The sequence below is a fragment of the Blautia sp. An81 genome, assembly GCF_002161285.1.
In the GTDB taxonomy this organism is placed as follows: domain Bacteria; phylum Bacillota; class Clostridia; order Lachnospirales; family Lachnospiraceae; genus Blautia; species Blautia ornithocaccae.
The window spans coordinates 1-23,874 of record NZ_NFHH01000011.1 but is presented as its reverse complement, the minus strand read 5'-3'; the positions used below and the strand labels follow the sequence as shown (position 1 = coordinate 23,874).

The window sequence follows — 23,874 nt, the reverse complement described above, 5'->3', positions numbered from 1 at the left end:
ATAAAAACCAGTGGAAAATTTCTTTCAACCCATATATAATAGAGGCGGTATGAAATTATTTCCGCAAAAGGCCGTAATTCTGCGGTCTGCAGCGAGATTGATGAATTTGCAGCCCCAAGGAGGAACAGATTTATGTATGATATGAAAATTTCAGATTCTGTTGTGTATATTGGCGTAGATGATAAAGATATTGATCTGTTTGAGAGCCAGTACAAGGTACCAAATGGCGTTACCTATAATTCCTACGTGATCTTAGATGAGAAGATTGCGATTATGGATACAGTAGATAAAAGAAGGACCCAGCAGTGGCTGGACAACCTGGAGAAAGTATTGGACGGAAGAGAACCAGATTATCTGGTGGTATCCCATCTGGAGCCGGACCATGCTTCAAATATCCAGCTTCTGGCAGAGAAATACCCAAATATGCAGGTAGTCTCAAATGCCAAAGTATTTTCCATGCTTCCCCAGTTCTTTACTCTGGATTTTGCTCCCAGAAGTGTAGTGGTAAAGGAAGGAGACACCCTTAGTCTTGGAAATCATACCCTGCAGTTCTTCATGGCTCCTATGGTCCACTGGCCGGAAGTTATGGTGGAATATGAGCAGACAGAAAAGATTTTATTCTCTGCAGACGGCTTTGGAAAGTTTGGCGCTTCTGATGTGGAAGAAGACTGGGACGATGAGGCCAGAAGATACTTTATCAATATTGTAGGAAAATATGGCAGCCAGGTTCAGGCCCTTCTGAAGAAAGCCGCTACTCTGGATATCCAGACAATCTGCCCTCTTCACGGACCTGTTCTGAAAGAAAACCTGGGATACTATATCGGCAAGTATCTCACCTGGAGCAGCTACGAACCGGAAGAAGAAGGCGTGGTAGTGGCATATGCGTCTATTCACGGAAATACCGGAAAAGCTGCAGCCAGAATGGCAGAAATCCTTAAAGAGAACGGAGCTGAAAATGTAAAGGTATTTGACCTGGCAAGAGATGACATGGCAGAAGCCATTTCCAGCGCATTCCGTTACAGCCGTCTGATTGTTATGGGCGTGACTTATGATGGAAACCTGTTCCCCTGCATGGAGGATTTCCTGTATCATCTGAAGATTAAAACTTATAAGAAGAGAAAAGTGGGAATCGTGGAAAATGGTTCCTGGGCGCCTATGGCAGGAAAATTGATGAAGGCATACTTTGAAGGTATGAAAGATATAGAGATCTGCGAGCCTGTAGTTACGATTAAGTCTGTGATGAAGGATGCAGACGAAGAAAATATGAAAACACTGGCAAAGGCGGTTCTTGCATAAGGAGGAACAGTATGAAGTGCCCGTTTTGTAATCAGGATAATACCAGGGTCATTGATTCCAGACCTGTACCGGACAATAATTCTATCCGGAGACGGCGTCAGTGCGACGAGTGCGGCAGGCGTTTTACTACCTATGAAAAAATTGAGACCATTCCCCTGACTGTGATCAAGAAAGATCAGAGCAGAGAAGAGTTTGACAGGGGAAAGCTGCAGAATGGAGTTATGCGTGCCTGCTATAAGAGGCCTATTCCCGTGAAGAGAATAGAAGAGCTTATTGATGAGATTGAAACGGAAGTTTTCAATAAAGAGGAACGGGAGGTCCCCAGCACTGTGATCGGCGAGATCGTTATGGAAAAGCTGAAGGAACTGGATGCAGTGGCCTATGTAAGATTTGCTTCTGTTTACCGGGAATTCAAGGATATCGATACCTTTATGGATGAACTGAAAAAAGTAATGAAATAAAAAAGCAGCCGGCTGTCATGGGTAGAAAAGGACAGCCGGCTGCTTTTTTACAGAAGAAACTCAATGAGGTTTTCATAGATACTCTGGCTTTTCTCTTTCCAGTTGATACATATAGCTTTGGCAGCTTCCTCAGTAGGTACGGCAATGGTCAGGTCTACCAGGGAGAGCTTGTCCTGACTGAGACGGCAGCGGACCTGATAGCCTTCCTTCTGGCCTTTATAATAATCAGCCACAGCAGAAAGCTCCTCCCGTATTTTAATAATATTTTCCTTAAAGAAATCAGTAATGTCTGATTTAATGCCGTCGGAAATCTGGTCTTCAAAGTAAGACAGTGTCTGCCTGCCCTGGGGCGTAATACGGAAATAAGAAGAGTTCCGGACGGTTGTGGATTTGATAAGTTCTGAGTCTGTGAGCTCCGAGAGGGCCTGCTGGAGATGAAAGTAAGTGGTATAGCCCTTATCCAGTATGAAATCAGAAATCTGAGCATTTGTCAGAGGAAATTCCGATTTTTCCAGCATATAAAGGATCATCAGTTTATACAGTGTGAGAGGTTCTGCCATAGTTTAGTCCTCCTTATATAATCTTCCCTGATAAGCATGACGGATTTTACATTCATGATGCAGGGTATTTAAGACGGTTCGTTTTTTACTGCTCCACAGAGGTGCCATAAGCAGATCTTTTGGTCCGTCTCCTGTGAGACGGTGGATTACGATATCAGGGGAAAGGTGTTCCAGACAATCAATAAGGATGTCCAGATATTCTTCCATGGTATAGACGGAAAATCTGCCTTCCAGATAGTCCTGTGCCAGATCAGTCCCTTTCAGTACATGAAGAAGCTGGAGCTTTATCCCCTGGATATCCCGACGGTTCAGATATTCCATAGTTTCCAATATATCCTGGCGGCTTTCACCGGGAAGTCCCAGAATGGTATGGACTATGACATCCAGATCCCGCTGCCGAAGAGCTTTCACAGCCTCTTCAAAACAGGAGAGAGGATATCCTCTGCGGATATATGCTGCAGTCCTTTCATGAATGGTCTGAAGCCCCAGCTCTATCCATACCGGTTTTATCTGATTCAGCTCTTCCAGAAGAGCCAGTACATCTGGACCCAGACAGTCCGGGCGGGTGCCAATAGAAACAGCCGCTACCTGAGGATGATTTATGGCCTCTGTATAGATTTTTCTCAGATATTCCACAGGGGCGTAGGTATTGGTGTAGGCCTGAAAATAAGCAATAAAAGCAGATGCATTTCTTTTCTGAGCCAGTTTTTCCGCCTGCTTGTTGATCTGTTCTGTGATAGAGTCCCGGCGGTCTCCTGCAAAGTCTCCCGAGCCTCCCTGACTGCAGAAGATGCAGCCCCGTTCTCCAAGGGTGCCGTCCCGGTTGGGACAGGTCATGCCTCCGTTGAGAGCTGTCTTATATATCTTGCAGGAAAAGCGTTCCTTCAGCATGTAATCAAAAGAGTGATAAGGTTTTCCATTCCAGCTTTCCATAGTTTCATTCTCCCCTGAAATATTTCCTTTATCATACCATCTGAAAAAATCTTTTACAAGTGCCGGGTATTCTTCGGCGCATTGACAAAGGGGAGGTTACATGATATTGTTTTCATGACAGGTTGAAATAATTGGAGAAAACTGTATGAAAAGAGTATTTAATAGAGGAATTTTTTTACTTCTGCTCACGCTGCTTCTTCCGTCTTTGTCTGGATGCTTTCTAGCTGGAAACAGGGAAACCCTGGAAAATGACGTGCTGCGGGTGGGGATGCATCTTGGCATTGAAGAAATGTGCTATCTTTCTTCGGAAAATAATCAGCCGGAAGGCTTTGAGGTAGAACTGGCAGGGCTTTTGGCGGATAAAATGAATATGGAACTGGAAATCGTAGACACATCAGAAGAAAATCTGCTGAAATCTCTGGATGGGGAGGTCTATGACTGTGTACTGTCTTCCGTGGGCATCAGTCAGTGGAATACCATACATTACGGACATACAAAGCCCTATCTGGATCTTTCTTCTGTGCAGGACCAGATTGGGGCAGAAGAGGAAGAAAACCAGATTGCGGCATTTACCAGAAAGGGAAACTCTCTGGCAGATACATTGGAAGAAAATCTGGAAGAACTGAAAGAAGACGGAACTCTTTCAGAGCTTTCCAATAAATATTTTGGAAAAGATATTACGATATAATTTAAAGAGAGCTTTGGAGCTGCCTGAAAGCGCAGACCTGTTATAGTCAGAGAATCAAATGTTCTGGCATGACAGGTCTGCTTTCTTTTTGTACAGGGGTCAGCTGCATGATTGAATAACAGCAAAAAGAAGAGATTTTCCGAAAAAATAACTTGCTTTTTTTCTATAGAGATGGTAGCATAAAGATATAGTTTAATGACTAAACTAATTAAGGAGGTAAGTCCCAGATGGAAATTTTGAAGGTAACAGATAAAGCCTTTCAGACCTACGGAAAAGTAATTCAGGGAATCGATGTTTCCGATCTGCTGGAAGCTCTGAAAGAGACCCCTCAGCCAGATGATGTGGTATATGTGGCCTCTGATGAGAAACTGGAAGCCTGTCCCTGCGTGGAGAAGATTGGCTACAGCCTTTATGGAGGAATGCCTGTCCAGGTGGGCTACTGCAATGGAAATAATGTACTTTTAAATGCAGTAGAGTACCACAGAGATTCTGAGGTGAACGTGGCCCAGACAGATATGATCCTGATCCTGGGAAAAGAGCAGGATATTGAGGAAGACGGTACATATGACACTGGAAAGATGGAAGCCTTCCTGATTCCGGCAGGAACTGTCATCGAAGTGTATGCCACAACGCTTCACTATGCGCCCTGCAATGTAAACGGAAATAAATTCCGGGCAGCAGTGATCCTTCCAAAGGGAACTAACACAGATGCACCAGCGGCTCAGAACAATACAAAGGAGGACAAGCTGCTGTTTGCAAGAAACAAATGGCTCATTGCCCATGAAGAAGCCGGTATCGAAGGTGCTTTTGTGGGATTAAAAGGTGCAAATCTGTCTGTAGGATAGACAGAAAAATATACAAATTTAATCAGGAGGTAAAGAAGAATGAATTTACAGAACATGCCAGAAGTAAAAATGGGTATCGTGGCCGTAAGCCGTGACTGTTTCCCGATGACACTGTCTGAGAACAGAAGAAAAGCAGTAGTAGCTGCTTACAAAGGAGAAATTTACGAATGTCCAACCGTTGTAGAAAGTGAAGTGGACATGCAGAAAGCTCTGAAAGAACTGAGAGAAGCCGGATGCAACGCTTTAGTAGTATATCTTGGAAACTTCGGACCGGAGACAGCAGAGACTCTGTTAGTAAAATATTTCCATGGACCATGTATGGTAGTGGCAGCAGCTGAAGAAGGAGACCTTGTACAGGGAAGAGGCGATGCTTACTGCGGTATGTTAAATGCCAGCTATAACCTGAAGCTGCGTAACTTAAAAGCGTACATTCCTGAGTATCCTGTAGGAACCGCTGCAGAAGTAGCAGATATGATCGAGGAATTTATTCCTATCGCAAGAGCTATAGTAGCATTAAAGAACCTGAAAGTAATCAGCTTTGGACCACGTCCTCAGGACTTCCTGGCCTGCAACGCTCCTATTAAGAGACTCTACGACCTGGGAATCGAGATTGAAGAAAACTCTGAGCTGGATCTTTTTGAAGCCTTCAAGAATCATGAAGGAGATCCACGTATTCCGGAAGTTGCCAAAGACATGGAGAAGGAACTGGGAGAAGGCAATATGAAACCGGAAATCCTGCCAAAACTGGCTCAGTATGAGATTACTCTGCTGGATTGGGTAGAAGCTCACAAAGGTTCCAGAAAATATGTGACTCTGACTACAAAATGCTGGCCTGCATTCCAGACTCAGTTTGGATTCGTTCCCTGCTATGTAAACAGCCGTCTTACAGGAAGAGGAATCCCTGTATCCTGTGAAGTAGATATCTGGGGTACTGTAAGCGAGTACATCGGTACTGTGATCAGCCAGGATGCCGTTACTCTTCTGGATATTAACAATACGGTTCCTGCATCTATCTATGACAGCGAGATCAAAGGAAAATATGACTATACACTGAAAGATACCTTTATGGGATTCCACTGCGGAAATACAACTTCCGGAAAACTGACTTCCTGCACTATGAAATATCAGATGATCATGGCAAGAAATCTTCCGGAAGAAGTTACACAGGGTACTCTGGAAGGAGATATTATTCCAGGTGACGTTACCTTCTACCGTCTTCAGAGCACTTCTGACTGCAAGCTTCGGGCTTACATTGCTCATGGTGAAGTTCTTCCTGTGGCAACACAGAGCTTTGGCGGCATCGGTATTTTTGCTATTCCTGAGATGGGACGTTTCTACCGTCATGTTCTGGTAGAAAAGAATTACCCGCATCACGGAGCTGTTGCTTTTGGACACTATGGAAAAGCTCTGTATGAGGTATTCAAGTATCTCGGTGTTGATGTAGAAGAAATTAACTACAATCAGCCGAAGGGCGTTCTGTATCCAACAGAAAATCCATTTGCATAAAAGTTGAAAAGGACATGAATCACAGGGGCTGTCGTATCTTGCGGCAGTCCCCATTCAGTAAAGGAGAGAAAATATGTTATACATTGGAGTAGATTTAGGAACTTCCGCCGTGAAGCTGCTGCTCATGGATGGAGAAGGAAAGATCCAGAAGATCGTTTCCAGAGAATATCCCCTTTCTTTCCCTCATCCGGGATGGTCTGAACAGAATCCGGAAGACTGGTGGGAGCAGAGCCTGGAAGGAATCAAAGAGCTTACTGCTGACTGCGATAAGAGTCAGGTAGCCGGCATCAGCTTTGGCGGACAGATGCACGGCCTGGTGATCCTGGACGAAAAGGACCAGGTAATCCGTCCTGCAATTCTCTGGAATGATGGAAGAACAGGAAAAGAGACAGATTATTTAAATAATGTGATCGGCAAGGATAAACTGTCCCAGTATACAGCCAATATTGCTTTTGCCGGCTTTACCGCGCCAAAAATCCTCTGGGTAAAGGAAAACGAACCGGAGAACTTTAAACGGATTAAAAAAATCATGCTGCCAAAGGATTATCTGGCTTATAAATTATCCGGAACCCACAGCTGTGATATGTCCGACGCATCTGGAATGCTTCTTCTGGATGTGAAGAACCGCTGCTGGTCCAAAGAGATGCTGGATATCTGCGGAGTTACAGAGGAACAGATGCCGAAGCTTTTCGAAAGCTATGAAACAGTAGGCACATTAAAACCTGAGCTGGCGAAAGAGCTGGGCATCCCGGAGACCTGCAAGATTGTGGCAGGAGCCGGAGACAATGCTGCGGCTGCAGTAGGAACCGGTACAGTTGGTGACGGAATGTGCAACATTTCCCTGGGAACCAGCGGAACCATCTTTATTTCCAGCAAAGAATTCGGCGTAGACCCCAATAATGCCCTTCATGCCTTTGCTCACGCAGACGGTCACTATCATCTGATGGGCTGTATGCTGAGTGCAGCTTCCTGCAATAAATGGTGGATGGACGAGATCATCGGCACAAAGGACTACAGCGGAGAACAGGCAAAGATTGAGAAGCTGGGAGAGAATAACGTCTTCTTCCTGCCTTATCTCATGGGAGAGCGGTCTCCTCACAATAATCCTAATGCCAGAGGAACCTTTATCGGACTGACCATGGACAGCACCAGAGCAGATATGACTCAGGCAGTTCTGGAAGGCGTAGCCTTCGCTATCAGGGACTCTTTTGAGGTTGCCAAATCTCTGGGTATCCAGATTGAGCGGACCAAGATCTGCGGCGGCGGGGCCAAAAGCCCTCTGTGGAAAAAGATGATCGCCAATATCCTGAACATTAAAGTGGATGTTATCGAATCTGAGGAAGGCCCGGCCTTAGGGGGAGCCATGCTGGCATCAGTAGCCAACGGAGAGTTTGCATCAGTAGAAGAAGCAGCTGAAAAAATCGTGAAGGTTATTGATACAGTAGAGCCTGAACCGGAACTGGCTGCAAAATACGAGGAGAGATATCAGAAATTTGTAAAAATCTATCCTACGGTAAAAGAACTGTTTAACGAGATTATCTGATACAGGTAAAAAGAAGCAGCAGAACTGTATCCTTTCAGGAGGAACAGCTCTGCTGTTTTTTTGCGCAATACATCGGGCAAATGGCTGCTGTGCCTGTGCCGGCAGATAATTGCCAGATAACGGACTTTATATTTGGCTCCTTGTGGCGGCGGGAAAAATGTATTAAAATAGCTGTAAAGCCGGGGAGGGAAGGCTATTAAAAATGCTTCATCAGAAGAAAAAGGATGTCTGATGAACAAGAAGGAGACAATTATGGACGAGAAAAAAAAACAACTGGGGTATTTGGATATCCTCAGATGGACGGCGATAGCCATGGTAGTAATGCTCCATGTGGTTTCAGGGGTGTCCGATACCATAGCCGTAGAGATGAATCAGGGGCAGAAAATCGTGTATGAAACCGTAAAAAATCTGATGACAGCAGGTGTTCCTATTTTCCTTATGATCTCAGGAGCATTATTTTTGACTCCGGAAAAGAAGATTACCATTGAAAGATTGCTGAAGCATTATGTGCGGAGAATCCTGTTGGCTCTTCTTATTTTCGGAACAGTGTTCGCTGTTATGGAACTGGTCATGACTGAACGGACCTTTTCCCTGACCATGGTAGGAAAAGGATTCCTCATGACGCTGTCGGGAAATACTTGGGCCCATATGTGGTATTTATATGAATTGATTGGTCTTTATCTCATTACTCCTCTTTTAAAGGTGGTTATTGCCTATGGGGGAAAACGGCTTTTAGAATATGGTTTACTGCTGGGCTTTTGCTTTAGCAGCATACTGCCTTTTGCAGAACAGCTAACAGGATTCTATCTGGGATTTACCTATCCTTTTGCCGGAATATATTTGTTCTATTATGTGGCAGGGTATTATCTTAGGGATTGTGTGGAATGGAGCTGGAAAATCGGAGGAGCAGTAGCCGCTGTGATGGGAGTAATACTGATCGTTAATGGTTTTTGCTTACAACTTTTTCCGGTCTCATACGATTCACCCTGGATCGTCCTGATGTCTATGGGGATCTTCCTGGCTGTATCCAGAGCAAATGTTTCTGGATCCTGGTTTTCTGTCCACAGAGGTCTATGTTTTGGTATCTATTTGATACATCCGGTATTTCTGAATTTCTTCTATAAATTTCTGCATATAACTCCTTTAAGAATCGGGTATGCAGGGATCCTGATCTTTTGGATTCTGACCTTTATTTTGTCCTGTGTGGCGGCACAGATTATGATCATGATTCCGCCTTTGAGAAAATATGTAGTTTGATGTTAGGAAAGGAAGGAGAATAATATGAAATATGTTTTAGATGCACACACCCATACCATTGCCAGCGGCCACGCCTACAGCACTATCCGGGAAATGGCAAAAGCAGCTTCTGAGAAAGGCCTGGAACTTCTGGGGATTACAGAACACTCTATGAAAATGCCTGGAACCTGTCAGCTTTTTTATTTTGAAAATCTGAAAATGGTGGACCGGGAAATGTATGGAGTAGAACTTTATATGGGTACTGAGCTGAATATTATGGATTATGAGGGCCGTGTGGACATGGGAGAAAAAACCCTGGAAAAAATGGATATCGTTATTGCCAGCATGCATGTGCCCTGTATAAAGCCCGGAACCAGGGAAGAGAATACCAATGCTTATCTGGAAGTTATGAAGAACCCCTATCTGCACATTATCGGACATCCTGACGATGCCAGATATGAAGTAGACTATCTTGCCTTAGTCCAGAGCGCTAAGGAACATAGAGTTCTGCTGGAAGTAAATAATAATTCTCTGGACCCCCGGTGCGGCAGACAGGGTGGGGAAGAAAACATCAGGATTATGCTGAAATACTGCAGAGAATACCAGGCTCCAGTAATCGTAAACAGTGATGCCCACACGGATACTTTGGTAGGATGTCATGACTATGTCCAGAGGATTTTAGATGAAATGGGATTTCCAGAAGAGCTTATTGTCAATAGAAACGTTGATGAATTTAAGAAATATGTCAATAAAGACAAAATTTTATAGAATTTTCATAAATAATGTGGAGAAAGTCGAAGTCTGTTCTTTACTTTAAGAATTTACTGTGCTAATATATATGAAAGTGATAGGAGATATAACTGCTAAAGCGTTAATGAAACAGTACGGCAAAGCAGTGAAAAACTTGAACGTTATTCTCTTGTCATGGGTGCGAAATTGATATAAGGAGATATGTGATATGAGCAAAAAGATTCATACAGAAGCAGTTGACTCACTGTTTGACGCAGTACTCAGCCTGAAGAGCAGAGAAGAATGCTACCAGTTTTTTGAGGACGTATGCACAGTAAATGAGATTTTATCTTTATCTCAGAGATTCGAAGTAGCTAAGATGTTAAAAGAGAAGAAGACCTATCTGGAGATATCTGAGAAGACAGGGGCTTCCACAGCTACCATCAGCCGCGTGAACAGAAGCCTGAATTATGGAAACGACGGTTATGATATGGTATTTGACAGGATTTCAAAAGAATAAGGGATAAAGTTGATTCACCAAAGAAGGACCGAGCCTGGAGTGGCCGGTCCTTCTTTGCATTATGAAGATATTTTGGGCTTTTGCTTTATTTTTTTAATAAGGTAAAATTATTCTGTAGTATTCGTCAGCTATTTCTTTGGAGCAGCTACATATTCTATATCTTTTGCAGATTATGTACTTTCTGCTTTTCCTGAGATTAATGGAAAGCTGGTTGCCTTTGCAATTCTCACAGTATTTGTAGTTCTAAATCTGACGGGAATCCAGGTAGCTGCAAAGGTCCAGTATGCTATGGTGATCATTTTGATTTTAGCCCTCCTGGTTTTTGCAGGCTTTGGTTTTATCCATCTGGAGCCAGGGTATTTTTCTGAAGAACAGTTTTTTACCGGAGGTTTTACCGGTGTGATGTCTGCAGCAGCCTTGCTTTCTATGGCTACCAGTGGAACTCCTCATTTTATTATCTTGACGATTTATGTGCTTTGCTCTATTATCATTTTAAGCGGCATGAATATCGGCGATGTTGCCAATATAGGGAATACTCTTGCAAACTGTGTGCAGGTTATCCTCTGCCTTGCCATTATCACAATGCCTAAAAAAATCCCGGAAATATGGAAGCGCTCTCAGTTCCATATTAATGACAACGCTTATACATTTTTATGTATTCTTGGAGCGCTGGTCAGCGCGGCCTTTGTATATTATGAATGTCTGGAAATCCAGGTAGGGCATATTATCGGAATTTTTGTTTATCTGGCTATTGCGTGCATCTATCCGATTATACGGGCAAAATTCCATAAGATTGAGATAAATATCAGTTATGAAGAAGCGTGATGGAGGAGGCCGTTATGAGTATGTTTAATCCAAAGCCCTGTCTTGGGCTTACAGAAAAAAATACAAATGAAGAGATTAAAAATGCGGCCTTTCAGTTTGTAAAAGAAGTGGGCTATATGATCATAGGGACCACATCTTTGGATGGCAGGACGCCTACAGCCAGAGGTCTGGAAGTCCATCACCTGGATGACAGCGGGGATTTTTTCATTGGTCTTGCAAAAGGAAAACCTGTGTATTATGAACTTCAAAAGAATCCGTATATTGTGGGCGTTATTGTGAGAGAAACTGTGAAGCGTCTTTCTGCAAGTGTACGGATCAGCGCTCATGTCAGAGAGCTGCCCCCTGAGGAAAACCAGGAAATCTACAAAAGATATTGGGAGCTGAATCCGGGGACAAAGGCTCTCTATCATAAGGACTTAGATATGTTCCGGATCTTTGTGCTGGACAGGGGTGACGGAGAAATCTTCCATCTGCCGGAAGATGATGAAGTGTGCAGACTGAGATTTTCTTTCGGAGGAGCTTCCAAACGTCCATGGGCCTATGAAATCGATCAGGAAAAATGTGTTGGATGCGGTACTTGCGAAGAAGTCTGTATGGAGGATGTAATATTCCCTAACGAAGAGGGAAAATATTTTATACATCATTTTGGATGTCTGGAGTGCGGAAGATGTGCTATGAACTGCCCAAATGATGCCATAGCCAAAGGATTTCAGCCGTAATTCTCTTAAGGAAATATTATAAATGAGTACAGAAAAAAAAATCGACAGCAAAAAAGAGGAAATTCTTCAGATAGCCAGGGAATTATTTCTGACCCAGGGTTATACTAAAACCAGCATTCGGCAGATTGCATCTAAGGTACATATCAGTGTAGGGCTTACTGCTTACCATTTTAAAAGCAAAAGAGAGATGGCGGTAGAGATTGTAAGACGTATTTTCCACCGACTGGCAGGTTATACGAAGATGTATGTAAACAGACATGAGACGCCAGTCCTCTATTCAGCTACGTTAATCTGTCTGAATTATACGGCACTGTCTCAGACGCCTTACCGCTCTTTCTATGAGGATATCCTGAGAGAGGACATTCTTCTGGATGTGCTTATAGAGACTGGGGTAGAGACCTATATATGCATACGGGATAAGTACTGCCCCTGGATGAGCGATGAGGAAACAGAGAAAATGGGGTGGTATGGAAATTACGTATCTGCCAGCATGGAAAGGTCTTTAGTGCTCTATCAGGGAATGAAACCTTTAATAGAGGGAACAATCCCGGAAATCATTCTGAAAGCATCTCTTGGAATGTGGCATTTTAAGGGGGATGTCCAGGTTATTGAAGAGGCCGGCAGGAAAGGCAGAGAGATTGTAGAAAAAATTATGGAAAATCATAAGAATATAATTTAAAAAATACAGAGGGACTGCCCTTTGTGCCGTATAGGAGCTTGAAAGATTCCCTGATATATGCGGCCTAAGGGCGGTCCTTTTGTAAGAATAGAAAAGATTCTAATCAGTTTCTTCTTCGGACATCTGGTCAATGAGATTTTCAATGACCTGTTTTTTTACATACACATCAAAACTTAACATACAGATAAAAGCAAATTTATGAAGAAATTCTTTTTCTTCCTCAGAAATATCTTGAAAAGAGTCATTTGCCAGGGAAAATTTTCTGGTCACATCTTTAGCAAGGGGTTCTATCTGTTCCACCTCCAGCTTCATAATTTCCTCATAAAGGGCTGTAAGATCGATGCTGCCCTCCCCGGGAAAGTATTTCTGAGCAAGAGGCTCCAGAAGCTTCTGGATATCACTGATCGACAGTATATTTTTGAAATAATAGATGAAAATCAGCATCAGCATATGCTCTTTGGAATATTTTTTCTTTACCGGAGGAGGAAGAAGGTCGTTTTTGGCATAGTTGTTGATCATGGTTTTTGTCAGGATCTTGTCCTCTCTGTGGCGTTTGGAAGAACGGAGATGTTCCTCCATAAAGGTAGTTACCTGGTCCATATATAGATCAATACCGGGAATCTCTTCCGGCTTAATATAATCAATTCTGGATATGCTGGAAAGTATGCTGTTTAATATGTCTTTTGTATCAATTGTCATTTTATCACCTCTGCTCCTTATTATATAGTTTTGAAAACTATTTGTAAATGATTTTCCGTAAGGATTTCCTGGTATGCCGGAAGAGATGGGGGAAAATCGTAAAATTTGTCGCTTTTTGTATTGGCATACAAGATAAATAATGGTATGATAACACAAAAGGAAATCAAATCTGGTTAAAACCAGTGAGACGATAGAGGCGCAGGTTTCAAGAGTAGCCTTCTGCACAGGGCGGGGACAGCCGCAGAAGAGGAAAGGGGAAGCTGCCGAAGGAAGACTATCCGCCCGGGAGGTCTTCCTGGAATACTGTATAATATACCGTATTCTGTCACGAAAAGTGGAGCGCTATCCGTTTCTTTCTCTGAATTTTGTTTAGGCAGGACAAAGGATACAGGAAAAGAATTTATAAGACCATGGGCGCATCCATTTCGGAAAAGGCTCATGGTTTTCTTTTCGTTTACTCTTGAAGTACAAAGGAAAGACCCATTGTACGCCGAGGAGAAAGTCCCGGAATAAACAGACGGGATACTATACAATCAGAAAGGATAAGATTATGAAAAACAGAAAGAGATTATTTGGAACAGGTCTGGTCCTGTCACTGTTCCTGACAGTTTTATGGTCAGTGACGGTATTTGCCGCTGAGGGGGAACAAGTGCAGGAGCCGGCGGTATATGCCACAATCTGGTCTCTGCTGCCGCCTGTAGTGGCCATTGTGCTGGCGCTTATCACAAAGGAAGTGTACAGCTCCCTTTTCGTAGGAATTCTCGTAGGAGCGCTGTTTTACTCCAATTTCGGATTTGAAGGAACTGTGGTCCATTTGGTGGAAGATGGATTTATCAGTGTTCTTTCAGATCCCTATAATGTGGGAATCCTGATTTTCCTGGTTATTCTGGGATCTATGGTTTCCATGATGAACAGCGCAGGAGGCTCTGCCGCATTCGGAAGATGGGCCGGAGTCCATATTAAGACCAGAGTAGGAGCCCAGATTGCAACAATCATTCTGGGAATCCTGATTTTTGTAGATGATTATTTCAACTGCCTTACAGTGGGAAGCGTTATGCGGCCCATCACGGATAAGCACAATGTATCCAAGGCAAAGCTTTCCTATCTTATTGATGCTACGGCGGCTCCGGTATGTATTATCGCCCCAGTGTCTTCCTGGGCAGCAGCAGTCAGCGGGTTTGTAGAAGGGGAAGATGGATTTGCCATTTTTATCCGGGCGATCCCTTACAACTATTATGCTTTGCTGACCATTGTGATGATGTTTGCCATTGTATTGATGAAAGTAGATTTTGGACCTATGGCTGTTCATGAGGCCAATGCTATGAAGGGAGATATCTACACTTCCGGGAAACGTTTGGATGAAGCCGCTTCTGCATTGAAACCCAATCCTAAGGGAAAGGTTATCGACCTGGTCTTCCCTGTAATCGTTTTGGTAATCTGCTGTATTGTGGGAATGATCTATACCGGCGGATTTTTCAGCGGCACCAGTCTTGTAGAATCCTTCTCTCAGAGTGATGCATCTATAGCCTTGTCTATCGGCAGTCTGATCGCCCTGATTATTACGGTAATTTTTTACAGTGCGAGAAGAGTACTGGTATTCCGCTCCTGTATGGAGTGCATACCGGAAGGATTTAAGGCTATGGTTCCGGCTATCCTGATCCTTACCTTTGCCTGGACCTTAAAAGCTATGACAGACAGTCTGGGAGCTGCAGAATTTGTGGAGATGGCTACAGAATCTGCAGCAGGAAGTCTTATGAATTTCCTGCCGGCCATCGTCTTTCTGATCGGATGTTTCCTAGCTTTTGCCACAGGGACTTCCTGGGGAACCTTTGGTATTCTGATTCCTATTGTAGTAAAAGTGTTTGAAAATTCCGATCCTACATTAATGATCATTTCTATCTCAGCCTGTATGGCAGGGGCTGTATGCGGTGACCATTGTTCGCCCATTTCGGATACCACCATCATGGCTTCTGCAGGAGCTCAGTGTGACCATGTAAATCATGTGTCAACACAGCTTCCCTATGCTGTTTTGGCTGCGGTCATCAGCTTTATTACTTATATTATAGCCGGATTTGTGAAAGTGCCCTGGATTCCGCTTCCTATGGGAATCCTTCTTCTGCTGGCAGTTCTGTTTATTATTAAAAAGAGCCAGAAAGTTCCGGGTTGACAGAATACAAACGGAAGCTATGAAATTCAGATAATAAAATCCTCGCTGTTTGGGCGGGGATTTTTTTGTAACAGCACAGCTGCAGTAAACAGGTGGGTGGGATTTCCAAAGGCTTCAGGCTGGAGAATTCGTGTTTTCTTCCAGAGGGTCTTTCCCCAGACTTGCATGAGATCAGACAAATATGATATACTAGCCGAACAATGACTAGTGGGCAAATAAATATTCACTTGGACCGCTGTTTTGTGGTATATTATAGGAACAAACGTTTCCTTTTTTGGGAAGATAAAAGGGAGGATTTCAGATATGAGTATCTATGATACATTAAATACACAGCAGAGAGAAGCTGTTTTTCATACAGAAGGCCCTGTGCTGATCCTGGCGGGAGCCGGTTCAGGGAAAACCAGGGTGCTGACCCACAGGATTGCCTATCTGATCGAAGAGAAGGGAGTCAATCCCTGGAATATCATGGCGATTACCTTTACCAATAAGGCAGCAGGGGAAATGCGGGAAAGAGTGGACAAGCTGGTAGGATTCGGGGCAGAAAGCATCTGGGTTTCCACTTTTCACTCAAGCTGTGTGCGGATCCTGAGAAGATATATAGACCGTCTGGGCTTTGATAATAACTTTACCATCTATGATACAGACGACCAGAAAACGGTTATGAAGGAAATCTGCAAGCGGCTGGAGATTGACACAAAGATTACTAAGGAAAGAGCTATTCTGGCAGCAATTTCCTCTGCAAAGGATGAGCTTATCGGGCCGGAAGAGTATGAGCTCAATGTAATGGGGGATTTTTCCAAAAAGAAAATCGCCCTGGCCTATAAGGAGTATCAGAAAGAGCTGAAGAAAAACAACGCCCTGGACTTTGACGATCTGATCGTTAAGACGGTGGAGCTTTTCCGCTCTTGTCCGGAAGTGCTGGATTATTACCAGGAACGTTTTAAATACATCATGGTGGACGAGTATCAGGATACTAACACCGCCCAGTTTAAGTTTGTCAGTCTTCTGGCGGAAAAATATAAGAATCTCTGCGTAGTGGGAGATGACGACCAGTCCATCTACAAATTCAGGGGGGCCAATATCGGCAATATTTTGGGCTATGAAAAAGTATTCCCCCAGGCTCTGGTCATTAAGCTGGAACAGAATTATCGTTCTACTCAGAATATCCTCAACGCCGCTAATCAGGTAATACAGAACAATGTGGGCAGAAAGAGCAAAACCCTGTGGACAGAAAATGAAAAGGGAGAAAAGATCCATTTCCGCCAATTCATGAACGCCTATGAAGAGGCAGAGTATATCGGAGGCGAGATCAGCAGAAAGGTCCGGGAGCACGATGGAGAGTATAGAGATTTTGCCATTCTTTACAGGACCAATGCCCAGTCCCGCCTTTTCGAGGAAAAATTCCTTATGGCAAATATTCCTTATAAGCTGGTGGGAGGAGTAAACTTCTACGCCAGAAAGGAGATTAAAGATTTACTGGCCTACTTAAAAACAGTAGATAATGCGAGAGACGATCTGGCTGTCCGGAGGATCATTAATGTGCCTAAGAGAGGAATCGGAGCCACTACCCTGGGAAAGGTACAGGATTACGCTTCTGAAAGAGGCATGAGCTTTTACGATGCTTTAAGAGAACCAGAGTGTATGGAACGGGTGGGAAGGGCCGCATCAAAGATCCAGCCCTTTGTTACCTTTATCCAGACTCTGCGGAGCAAGGCGGAATATCTGTCACCTTCTGCTCTCCTGGAAGATATCCTTGAGGATACAGGCTATGTGGAAGAACTGAAAGCAGAAGGCACAGAAGAAGCAGAAGCCCGTATTGAGAACATTAACGAGTTGATCACCAAGATTGTATCTTATGAAGAGGAAAATGAGGATCCTACCCTTTCTGGCTTCCTGGAAGAGGTTGCGCTGATCGCAGATATCGACACAGTAGAAGGCGATAATAATCAGGTTCTCCTGATGACTCTGCACAGTGCCAAAGGTCTGGAATTTCCCTATGTATTTCTGGCTGGAATGGAAGACGGCATCTTCCCCAGCTATATGACCATAACTGCAGATGACCCTACAGAGCTTGAAGAGGAAAGGCGTCTCTGCTATGTGGGGATCACAAGGGCTATGAAGGAACTGACCCTTACCTGTGCCCAGCAGAGAATGATCCGGGGAGAGACCCAGTATAATAAGACTTCCCGCTTTATCCGTGAGATTCCAAGGGAACTGGTAGATCTGGGAAGAGAAGTTCAGGAAAAGAAAAATATTGACATCCCCCTTCCAACCTCTATGCGGCAGCTGAAGCAGGCATTTAAGCAGCCGGCATTTATCCCGAAGAAATTCGAGGTAAAACATGCGGAAGGCCTGGACTATGGAGTGGGAGATACGGTGAAGCACATAAAATTCGGAACAGGGGTGGTCACCGATATTGCAGAAGGAGGCCGTGACTATGAAGTGACGGTAAACTTCGATAAAGTGGGAATTAAAAAGATGTTTGCCTCTTTTGCAAAATTAAAGAAAGTTTAAGGCAAAATCAGAGAATTGAAAAAATTCCTTTTGGAAAAAACGAAGAAAGGATAGTAAAATTCCTTTTAGAGTGGTATAATATCTAAAAGACAGAAGCTGTAGGGCAGATACAGCAGATAGCAATACATTTGCAGCAAGGCTGTAAAAAGAGAGGATGGTGCAGGCTATGAATCGTATTGAGGATTTAATGACAGCTTTACAGAAAAGAGAAGAGGAAAGAAACAAGAATACGGTATTATGGGTCCTGGCAATTATCGGTGCAGTAGCAGCGGTTGCAGGTATCGCATACGCAGTTTACCGCTTCTTTACCCCGGATTATCTGGAAGACTTTGAAGAAGATTTCGATGAGGACTTCGATGATTACTTCGAGGACGAGGATGAGGACGAAGATAAAGAAGAAAAGTAAGAAAGACAATAAGGAGCTTCGGGAGACCGGGGCTTCTTTTTCTGTGGGACAAGTCCGGCAGAGCTCTGTAATATTCAGAGCCCGGATTTTGCCGGACAGCTGTACAAGATCAGGAAAGTATTATTCGTACAGATATAAGAGGAATTAATAAAAGAAAGGAAAAGAGGGTTTGAAGAAAGGCGAAATTTATCAGGGAATAATTGAGAAAGTAGATTTTCCAAACAAAGGAAGAGTCTGTCTGGAAGAAGGAAAGGTTACGGTAAAAAACGGGATTCCCGGTCAGAAGGTCCAGTTTGTGATCAATAAGAAAAAAGGGAAAAAAATAGAGGGAAGGCTGCTGGAAGTGCTGGAAAAATCGCCTCTGGAGACCAGAAATCCGATGTGCAGTATCTTTCCGGCCTGCGGCGGATGTATGTACCAGACCATGCCCTATGAAGAGCAGTTAAAGATGAAGGCGGACCAGGTAAAGGAGCTTCTGGATGATGCCCTGATCAAAGGCGGGCAGACAGACGAGAAGGGCTGTCCGGACTACATATTCCAGGGGATAAAAGGAAGTCCCCAGGAATTTGCCTACCGAAATAAGATGGAATTCTCTTTTGGAGATGAGTACAAGGACGGTCCCCTGTCCCTGGGCCTGCACAAAAAAGGCAGCACCTATGACGTACTGAATGCCCTGGACTGTAAGCTGGTCCATGAAGATATGACCAAAATCCTTGGCTGTGTTCTGGAATACTGCCGGGAACAGGGCTTTACTTACTATCATAAAATGCAGCATACCGGTTTTCTCAGGCACCTTCTCCTCCGCCGGGGAAATACTACCGGAGAGATTCTGGTAAATCTGGTTACTACCAGCCAGGAAAATCCGGATTTTTCAGAGCTGACCAGAAGACTGTTGGATCTGCCCCTGGAAGGTAAGATCGTGGGAATCCTTCATATAATCAATGATGCCCTTTCTGATACGGTGCGAAGCGACGAAACCAGACTTCTTTACGGAAAGGACTATTTCTACGAGGAAATCCTGGGATTGAAGTTTAAGATTACACCTTTTTCTTTCTTCCAGCCCAACTCTTATGCCGCCCAGGTCCTTTACAATACAGCAAGGGAATATATTGGCGACACCAGAGACATGACAGTCTTTGACCTGTACAGCGGAACCGGCACCATCTCTCAGATACTGGCAGAAGTGGCAAAAGAAGTTATCGGAGTGGAAATCGTGGAAGAAGCGGTGGAAGCCGCAAAAGAAAATGCTGCTCTCAACGGGATCACAAACTGCAGATTTATTGCAGGGGACGTGCTGAAGGTTCTGGACCAGGTGGAAGAAAAACCGGACTTCATTGTCCTGGACCCGCCAAGAGATGGAATCCATCCCAAAGCTTTGCCCAAGATCATTCAGTATGGGGTGGACAAACTGGTGTATATTTCCTGTAAGCCTACCAGCCTGGCCAGGGATCTGGAGATGTTTCTGGCAAATGGGTACAGGGTGGAAAAGGCATGCTGCGTGGATCAGTTTTGTCAGACGGTTCATGTGGAGACGGTTGTTCTTTTGTCCCAACAAAAGCCAGATGACACGATAGAGATCGACTTAGACCTGGATGAGTTGGATGCCACCAGTGCCGAGTTGAAAGCAACCTATCAGGAAATCAAAGATTATGTGCTGAAAGAATTTGGCTTGAAGGTTTCAAATTTATATATTTCTCAGGTAAAACGCAAATGTGGAATTGAAGTGGGAGAAAACTATAATCTTCCAAAATCAGAAAATGCAAGAGTTCCACAATGCCCGAAAGAGAAGGAAGAAGCTATCAAGGCTGCCCTGAAATATTTTGCGATGATCTAAGGACATCGCTGATTTCAAGGAGGAATAACACATGAAAAGCACATTTGAAAAAATGGGTGGAACCTACACACTTGGCGCAGACGGAATTTACTATCCGAATCTTATCAGTACAGATGAAGAACCGCATTATGGAAAATATGGAATGATGCGGAAAACATATTTGAAAGAGCATCGTCCGGCAACGTATTCACTGTATATGTTGGAAGACAGACTGACAGAACATCTGAATGCTGTGGACGATGAAGCACAGGAGAGAATGGAGATTCTGGTGCGTCAGATGATGGAGAGGCAGGGCATTACGGAAGAATTGAAAGCTCGTGATCAGATGGAATGGGTCAGGGCTGTAAATGGTATTCGTAATATGGCAGAAGAGATTATGTTAAAAGAATTGGTCTATATTTAAAGTGTGGAAAGCTCCTTCGGGAGCTTTTTGCTGTTTATAAGATAGTTTCTGTCGGAGATTTTGATTTAATGATTTGATTTATAAAACTGGCAATGATACAATTAGCGTAATTTGAAAGAAAGCAGAGAAAATATGAGTGAAAAGTTACTGATTGTTGAAGATGATAAAAAATTAAATGATGGAATACGTCTTGCCTTAAAGAGCGATTCTAAACAGGGAAGACATCACATTAGTTTTATTAGATGTGAACTTGCCGGATGGGAATGGGATTGATTTTGTAAGAGAAATAAGGAAAAACAGTCAGGTGCCGATTATTCTGCTTACAGTAAATAACATGGAAGTGGATATTGTGACAGGATTGGAAGCAGGGGCAAATGATTATATTACGAAACCGTTTAGTTTGATGGTTTTGCGTGCAAGAGTGTCTGTGAAGAATAGAGATAAAGAACGTACTATTAAATTATTCTAAAAACATCTAGTAGGAGGGTAAATACTAACCATGGTAAATAGAGAAATATTTACAGAAAGTCCAGAAGATGATTTGTGGCGAGAACTACTGCAATACTCATACCGGGCGAATGTTTCAAGATATTTAAAGGAACATTCCTTGGATGAGGATGAAGATACAATAAACACAATTATTGGGTCTTTCCTGCAGGCAAATGAATATTTTAAAGCAAGTAAGAGTGCAAATCTTCAGATATCGCCACTACTTTTGTATTATGGAGCGACTAATCTGCTATTGGGATTGACTTCATTGATGACAGGTAAGAGACCTGAAATAAAAAATCATGGCATGACAGCAATAGATTCTACAATAAGTACATATATCGCAGAGGCTAATGTTGTTTTTGGAGATTCTAATACTGGAGGTATACATCAATTTGCAAGAATATTGGGGTTCGAAAAGGATTTGACAAAATGTGGTGAATGGAAGATGATGGATTTCTTATCATCTATTGTTGAAATCGATCAGGATTATAGAAAATGTTATGCACAAGAAAATGGTAATACGCTTCTTCTTGACCTTTTTAATACACCAATGGGAACAATCGAACGATTATATTTAAACAAAGATAAGATTGAAGTTATTGGTGCAGTTCTAAATAATGTTGAAGGTTTTGATAAAAATTATCTCCCGCCGCAACTAGGACATGAACGTGAATCAGACAGGGATTATCTTATCTTAAGGAAAAAGATGGCAGGAAAAGACATTAAAATGATTTCTTTTTCCGGACAGCCTTACTTACAAGCTGGTATTATAAAGAATGGACAGTTGATTACTTTGCCGCCTTTGTTCAATATGTATGCAGCGCTCTTTATTATGGGATCGCTTTGCCGTTATCATCCAGAAAAATGGGGACCATTTGTACTGAATGATGAAACTGGCGAACGACTCCTGTTTGAGAAATTCTTGTATTTATCAAGAAGAATTATACCGAATATTGTTCTTAACCTATTAAATAACGATAATGTGGTTTATGTTACTCAAAAATACTCAATTAATGAAACCATTAAGCATGTGGGTGAACATGAGATAAAAGAACTTATACAGAAAGAACTATATGCTGCAGAAGAAAAACGCAGATTAAAAAGATAATTAAGGTGGTGCTAACAGTGGATTTTAGATCTGAAGTATTCAAACTATGCAAAGCAATACAGAAAAGAGCAGAAACAAATATTGTCAACGATACATATCTAAGGCTTTTTACTTGCAAATCTGAAGAATATGTGATACCCCAATATTCAATGTTTCATGAGGCGGCAAAACACGGAAATAACCAGTTTTATGGGTATCTTTATGCTAATGAACATACGGATGATTATAAGACGGTATTACAAGGGATTACACCATTACCTGATAAGGACATACAGATATTTGCAAGAGCACATGCCACTATTTACGCTCTTATAAAAGAATGTGTTAAGGAGTTAGAGATTTCAAATCCTAAGATTGCGAAGGCATTGGACCCATATAGTAAATATAGACCTATAACTGCACCTGCAGGAGTACCTTTCTTAGCTGAAAAGGAATATGAAAAAGCTGCGGAAGCGTTTCGAGAATCCAAACTATACAAAAAACTGATTAATTCATCGATTAATGCTTTCGTTGAAAAACTTAAACCTGAAGACATACATACTATGTTTATGGTTTTTGAGAAGGAGATAGTAGCGTGTCCTTTAGATGTAGTGCCAGAAAGTATTAAACCACTAGAAAAATGTTTGGTAACAAAATTTGAAAAAATAGAAGAAATATTACTGGCTGAAACATTGATGATTTTCGCTCTTCAAAAATCATTGGAAAATGCTTGTAGTCTGTTGTATACAGCTTTAATTGGAGATGATTTACGCGTATTTAACAATGACAACATATTTAACATTGATAAAAATTATAGTAATTCTCTGAGAAAGATTATACAATTATCTGCCATTGGAATTTTTTTGACTGGAAAATCAAATACGGTAGGAGATATTATGTTGGTTGACTGTGATCCTTCTCCTGAATATCATATGCATGAATTTGGGGTGATACAGTCGTATTCAGCAAGTTTTAATGGTGAAATGGGAGATACAAGTAAAGTTACAATGATGGTTGTTGATGATTTACTTAATCCATATCATCTTCTAACAAATAGAATTATTGATATGGATTTTCCACCGCTGGTTAGAGAAGAGCTAGAAGATAGTAAAGATAAAAATATATCTGTAAAAAAGAAAATATCTCGAAACGAGAAGTGCCCATGTGGAAGTGGATTAAAGTATAAATTTTGTTGTGGAAAGGTAAGTAGGTAATCATCCGTATCTTCAAATCCCTTCCTGCATTTGATAAGATGTTCTCAAATGATGGAGGTGATACCAATAGAGATGGATGGCAATAAAATCTCAAAAACTGATCTCTGGGCTGATCGAGTCCATTCTTTCCAGGAAAGCGGCTTATCCCGCAAAGACTGGTGTCAGCAGAATGAGATCCCACAGTCTACTCTGGGCTATTGGATCCGTAAGATCCAGTCAGGAACTACTGGAACGGAATCTTTTTCTGATCCGGTGTTCGCAAAGCTCCCGTCGGAACAGGAGCTGCAGTTTAACGCTCCGGCAGGAAATCATTCTATTACGATCTTTCTTCCGGGAAACATCCGGATTGAAGTGGGTGCCGACTGTCCTGCCAGGCTGATGACTGCTCTGCTCCAGGCTTTGAAGAACTATGCTTGATTTTTCAGGAAGCACAACGGTCTATCTGGCGTGCGGGGTTACGGATCTCCGCAAGAGTTATACCGGTTTAGCCGCAATCATCAAACTGAAATTCCATCTCG

General features: G+C 42.7%; 23 protein-coding genes, 1 pseudogene and 1 riboswitch. Of the genes and pseudogenes, 21 read left to right on the top strand and 3 right to left on the bottom strand.

Annotation, left to right across the window (positions count from 1 at the left end; all coding sequences use genetic code 11):
* The first annotated feature begins 132 nt into the window (after positions 1-132).
* Complete coding sequence (locus B5G33_RS10875; RefSeq protein WP_087417675.1) at positions 133-1,296, top strand: FprA family A-type flavoprotein; 1,164 nt, start codon at positions 133-135, stop codon at positions 1,294-1,296.
* Between the two features lie 11 nt (positions 1,297-1,307).
* Positions 1,308-1,757: a transcriptional regulator NrdR gene (gene nrdR, locus B5G33_RS10870; RefSeq protein WP_087266756.1), complete on the top strand. Its 450-nt coding sequence runs from the start codon at positions 1,308-1,310 to the stop codon at positions 1,755-1,757.
* Positions 1,758-1,804: 47 nt separating this feature from the next.
* Here the strand turns inward: nrdR and B5G33_RS10865 are convergent, their stop codons facing one another.
* Both B5G33_RS10865 and B5G33_RS10860 read right to left on the bottom strand, forming a co-directional pair.
* Complete coding sequence (locus B5G33_RS10865) at positions 1,805-2,317, bottom strand: DUF4364 family protein (protein WP_087266758.1); 513 nt, start codon at positions 2,315-2,317, stop codon at positions 1,805-1,807.
* Positions 2,318-2,320: 3 nt separating this feature from the next.
* Positions 2,321-3,250: a TIGR01212 family radical SAM protein gene (locus tag B5G33_RS10860; protein ID WP_087417674.1), complete on the bottom strand. Its 930-nt coding sequence runs from the start codon at positions 3,248-3,250 to the stop codon at positions 2,321-2,323.
* A 145-nt stretch (positions 3,251-3,395) separates the two neighbouring features.
* Between B5G33_RS10860 and B5G33_RS10855 the strand changes: the two genes are divergently transcribed.
* The 10 genes from B5G33_RS10855 to B5G33_RS10810 all read left to right on the top strand — a co-directional run bounded on the left by B5G33_RS10855 (position 3,396) and on the right by B5G33_RS10810 (position 12,540).
* Positions 3,396-3,938 (top strand): transporter substrate-binding domain-containing protein, encoded by a 543-nt coding sequence (locus tag B5G33_RS10855; protein ID WP_087266762.1) that lies wholly within the window; start codon positions 3,396-3,398, stop codon positions 3,936-3,938.
* 227 nt (positions 3,939-4,165) lie between these two features.
* A complete protein-coding gene (locus tag B5G33_RS10850; RefSeq protein ID WP_087266765.1) occupies positions 4,166-4,783 on the top strand; it encodes a DUF4867 family protein in 618 nt (205 codons plus the stop codon).
* Positions 4,784-4,822: 39 nt separating this feature from the next.
* The gene (locus B5G33_RS10845; RefSeq protein WP_087417673.1) at positions 4,823-6,289 is read left to right on the top strand and encodes an L-fucose/L-arabinose isomerase family protein; all 1,467 of its coding nucleotides are present in this window, start codon (positions 4,823-4,825) and stop codon (positions 6,287-6,289) included.
* A gap of 73 nt (positions 6,290-6,362) precedes the next feature.
* Entirely contained in the window at positions 6,363-7,832 is a 1,470-nt protein-coding gene (xylB, locus tag B5G33_RS10840; protein ID WP_087417672.1) for a xylulokinase, read from the top strand.
* Positions 7,833-8,084: 252 nt separating this feature from the next.
* Positions 8,085-9,089: an acyltransferase gene (locus B5G33_RS10835; RefSeq protein WP_158229606.1), complete on the top strand. Its 1,005-nt coding sequence runs from the start codon at positions 8,085-8,087 to the stop codon at positions 9,087-9,089.
* 24 nt (positions 9,090-9,113) lie between these two features.
* Positions 9,114-9,836 carry a phosphatase gene (locus B5G33_RS10830; RefSeq protein ID WP_087417670.1) on the top strand — a complete coding sequence of 241 codons (723 nt, stop codon included), beginning with the start codon at positions 9,114-9,116 and terminating at the stop codon, positions 9,834-9,836.
* A gap of 190 nt (positions 9,837-10,026) precedes the next feature.
* Positions 10,027-10,317, top strand: coding sequence for a YerC/YecD family TrpR-related protein (locus B5G33_RS10825; protein ID WP_087266779.1), 291 nt, complete (start codon positions 10,027-10,029; stop codon positions 10,315-10,317).
* Positions 10,318-10,473: 156 nt separating this feature from the next.
* Entirely contained in the window at positions 10,474-11,142 is a 669-nt protein-coding gene (locus tag B5G33_RS10820; RefSeq protein ID WP_143276516.1) for an amino acid permease, read from the top strand.
* A 14-nt stretch (positions 11,143-11,156) separates the two neighbouring features.
* Entirely contained in the window at positions 11,157-11,861 is a 705-nt protein-coding gene (locus B5G33_RS10815; protein ID WP_158229605.1) for a 4Fe-4S binding protein, read from the top strand.
* Between the two features lie 22 nt (positions 11,862-11,883).
* Positions 11,884-12,540: a TetR/AcrR family transcriptional regulator gene (locus tag B5G33_RS10810; RefSeq protein WP_087417667.1), complete on the top strand. Its 657-nt coding sequence runs from the start codon at positions 11,884-11,886 to the stop codon at positions 12,538-12,540.
* A gap of 99 nt (positions 12,541-12,639) precedes the next feature.
* Here B5G33_RS10810 and B5G33_RS10805 read toward each other — a convergent pair whose 3' ends face one another.
* A complete protein-coding gene (locus B5G33_RS10805) occupies positions 12,640-13,239 on the bottom strand; it encodes a DUF1836 domain-containing protein (protein WP_087417666.1) in 600 nt (199 codons plus the stop codon).
* Positions 13,240-13,422: 183 nt separating this feature from the next.
* A riboswitch (Lysine riboswitch) is annotated at positions 13,423-13,592 on the top strand.
* Between the two features lie 197 nt (positions 13,593-13,789).
* On the opposite strand from B5G33_RS10805, the gene B5G33_RS10800 reads away from it, so the two are divergent.
* The 9 genes and pseudogenes from B5G33_RS10800 (at position 13,790) to tnpA (ending at position 23,773) form a co-directional block, all read left to right on the top strand.
* Positions 13,790-15,406, top strand: coding sequence for a Na+/H+ antiporter NhaC family protein (locus B5G33_RS10800; RefSeq protein WP_087417723.1), 1,617 nt, complete (start codon positions 13,790-13,792; stop codon positions 15,404-15,406).
* 303 nt (positions 15,407-15,709) lie between these two features.
* Complete coding sequence (gene pcrA / locus B5G33_RS10795) at positions 15,710-17,920, top strand: DNA helicase PcrA (RefSeq protein WP_087417665.1); 2,211 nt, start codon at positions 15,710-15,712, stop codon at positions 17,918-17,920.
* 166 nt (positions 17,921-18,086) lie between these two features.
* A complete protein-coding gene (locus B5G33_RS10790; RefSeq protein ID WP_087267627.1) occupies positions 18,087-18,326 on the top strand; it encodes a hypothetical protein in 240 nt (79 codons plus the stop codon).
* A 169-nt stretch (positions 18,327-18,495) separates the two neighbouring features.
* Positions 18,496-20,160 carry a 23S rRNA (uracil(1939)-C(5))-methyltransferase RlmD gene (rlmD, locus tag B5G33_RS10785; RefSeq protein ID WP_087417664.1) on the top strand — a complete coding sequence of 555 codons (1,665 nt, stop codon included), beginning with the start codon at positions 18,496-18,498 and terminating at the stop codon, positions 20,158-20,160.
* 31 nt (positions 20,161-20,191) lie between these two features.
* Positions 20,192-20,563 (top strand): TnpV protein, encoded by a 372-nt coding sequence (locus B5G33_RS10780; RefSeq protein ID WP_087417663.1) that lies wholly within the window; start codon positions 20,192-20,194, stop codon positions 20,561-20,563.
* Positions 20,564-20,695: 132 nt separating this feature from the next.
* Positions 20,696-21,023, top strand: a pseudogene (locus B5G33_RS22610) (response regulator transcription factor); the annotation flags it as partial.
* A 39-nt stretch (positions 21,024-21,062) separates the two neighbouring features.
* On the top strand, positions 21,063-22,163 hold the full coding sequence (locus B5G33_RS10770) for a YaaC family protein (protein WP_087417662.1): 1,101 nt from the start codon (positions 21,063-21,065) through the stop codon (positions 22,161-22,163).
* A 17-nt stretch (positions 22,164-22,180) separates the two neighbouring features.
* The gene (locus B5G33_RS21950) at positions 22,181-23,356 is read left to right on the top strand and encodes an SEC-C metal-binding domain-containing protein (protein ID WP_242974671.1); all 1,176 of its coding nucleotides are present in this window, start codon (positions 22,181-22,183) and stop codon (positions 23,354-23,356) included.
* Positions 23,357-23,404: 48 nt separating this feature from the next.
* Entirely contained in the window at positions 23,405-23,773 is a 369-nt protein-coding gene (gene tnpA / locus B5G33_RS10760) for an IS66 family insertion sequence element accessory protein TnpA (protein WP_087163147.1), read from the top strand.
* Positions 23,774-23,874: the final 101 nt, after the last annotated feature.

Bases quoted from the DNA above. Each gene is read 5' to 3' on its own strand.
- pcrA (WP_087417665.1), top strand. From the start codon at position 15,710: ATGAGTATCTATGATACATTAAATACACAGCAGAGAGAAGCTGTTTTT.
- B5G33_RS10830 (WP_087417670.1), top strand. From the start codon at position 9,114: ATGAAATATGTTTTAGATGCACACACCCATACCATTGCCAGCGGCCAC.
- B5G33_RS10835 (WP_158229606.1), top strand. From the start codon at position 8,085: ATGGACGAGAAAAAAAAACAACTGGGGTATTTGGATATCCTCAGATGG.
- nrdR (WP_087266756.1), top strand. From the start codon at position 1,308: ATGAAGTGCCCGTTTTGTAATCAGGATAATACCAGGGTCATTGATTCC.
- B5G33_RS10850 (WP_087266765.1), top strand. From the start codon at position 4,166: ATGGAAATTTTGAAGGTAACAGATAAAGCCTTTCAGACCTACGGAAAA.
- B5G33_RS10825 (WP_087266779.1), top strand. From the start codon at position 10,027: ATGAGCAAAAAGATTCATACAGAAGCAGTTGACTCACTGTTTGACGCA.
- B5G33_RS10860 (WP_087417674.1), bottom strand. From the start codon at position 3,250: ATGGAAAGCTGGAATGGAAAACCTTATCACTCTTTTGATTACATGCTG.
- B5G33_RS10790 (WP_087267627.1), top strand. From the start codon at position 18,087: ATGAATCGTATTGAGGATTTAATGACAGCTTTACAGAAAAGAGAAGAG.
- B5G33_RS10815 (WP_158229605.1), top strand. From the start codon at position 11,157: ATGAGTATGTTTAATCCAAAGCCCTGTCTTGGGCTTACAGAAAAAAAT.
- tnpA (WP_087163147.1), top strand. From the start codon at position 23,405: ATGATGGAGGTGATACCAATAGAGATGGATGGCAATAAAATCTCAAAA.
- B5G33_RS10770 (WP_087417662.1), top strand. From the start codon at position 21,063: ATGGTAAATAGAGAAATATTTACAGAAAGTCCAGAAGATGATTTGTGG.
- B5G33_RS10810 (WP_087417667.1), top strand. From the start codon at position 11,884: ATGAGTACAGAAAAAAAAATCGACAGCAAAAAAGAGGAAATTCTTCAG.
- xylB (WP_087417672.1), top strand. From the start codon at position 6,363: ATGTTATACATTGGAGTAGATTTAGGAACTTCCGCCGTGAAGCTGCTG.
- B5G33_RS10875 (WP_087417675.1), top strand. From the start codon at position 133: ATGTATGATATGAAAATTTCAGATTCTGTTGTGTATATTGGCGTAGAT.
- B5G33_RS10845 (WP_087417673.1), top strand. From the start codon at position 4,823: ATGAATTTACAGAACATGCCAGAAGTAAAAATGGGTATCGTGGCCGTA.
- B5G33_RS10780 (WP_087417663.1), top strand. From the start codon at position 20,192: ATGAAAAGCACATTTGAAAAAATGGGTGGAACCTACACACTTGGCGCA.
- B5G33_RS10805 (WP_087417666.1), bottom strand. From the start codon at position 13,239: ATGACAATTGATACAAAAGACATATTAAACAGCATACTTTCCAGCATA.
- B5G33_RS10800 (WP_087417723.1), top strand. From the start codon at position 13,790: ATGAAAAACAGAAAGAGATTATTTGGAACAGGTCTGGTCCTGTCACTG.
- B5G33_RS10855 (WP_087266762.1), top strand. From the start codon at position 3,396: ATGAAAAGAGTATTTAATAGAGGAATTTTTTTACTTCTGCTCACGCTG.
- B5G33_RS10865 (WP_087266758.1), bottom strand. From the start codon at position 2,317: ATGGCAGAACCTCTCACACTGTATAAACTGATGATCCTTTATATGCTG.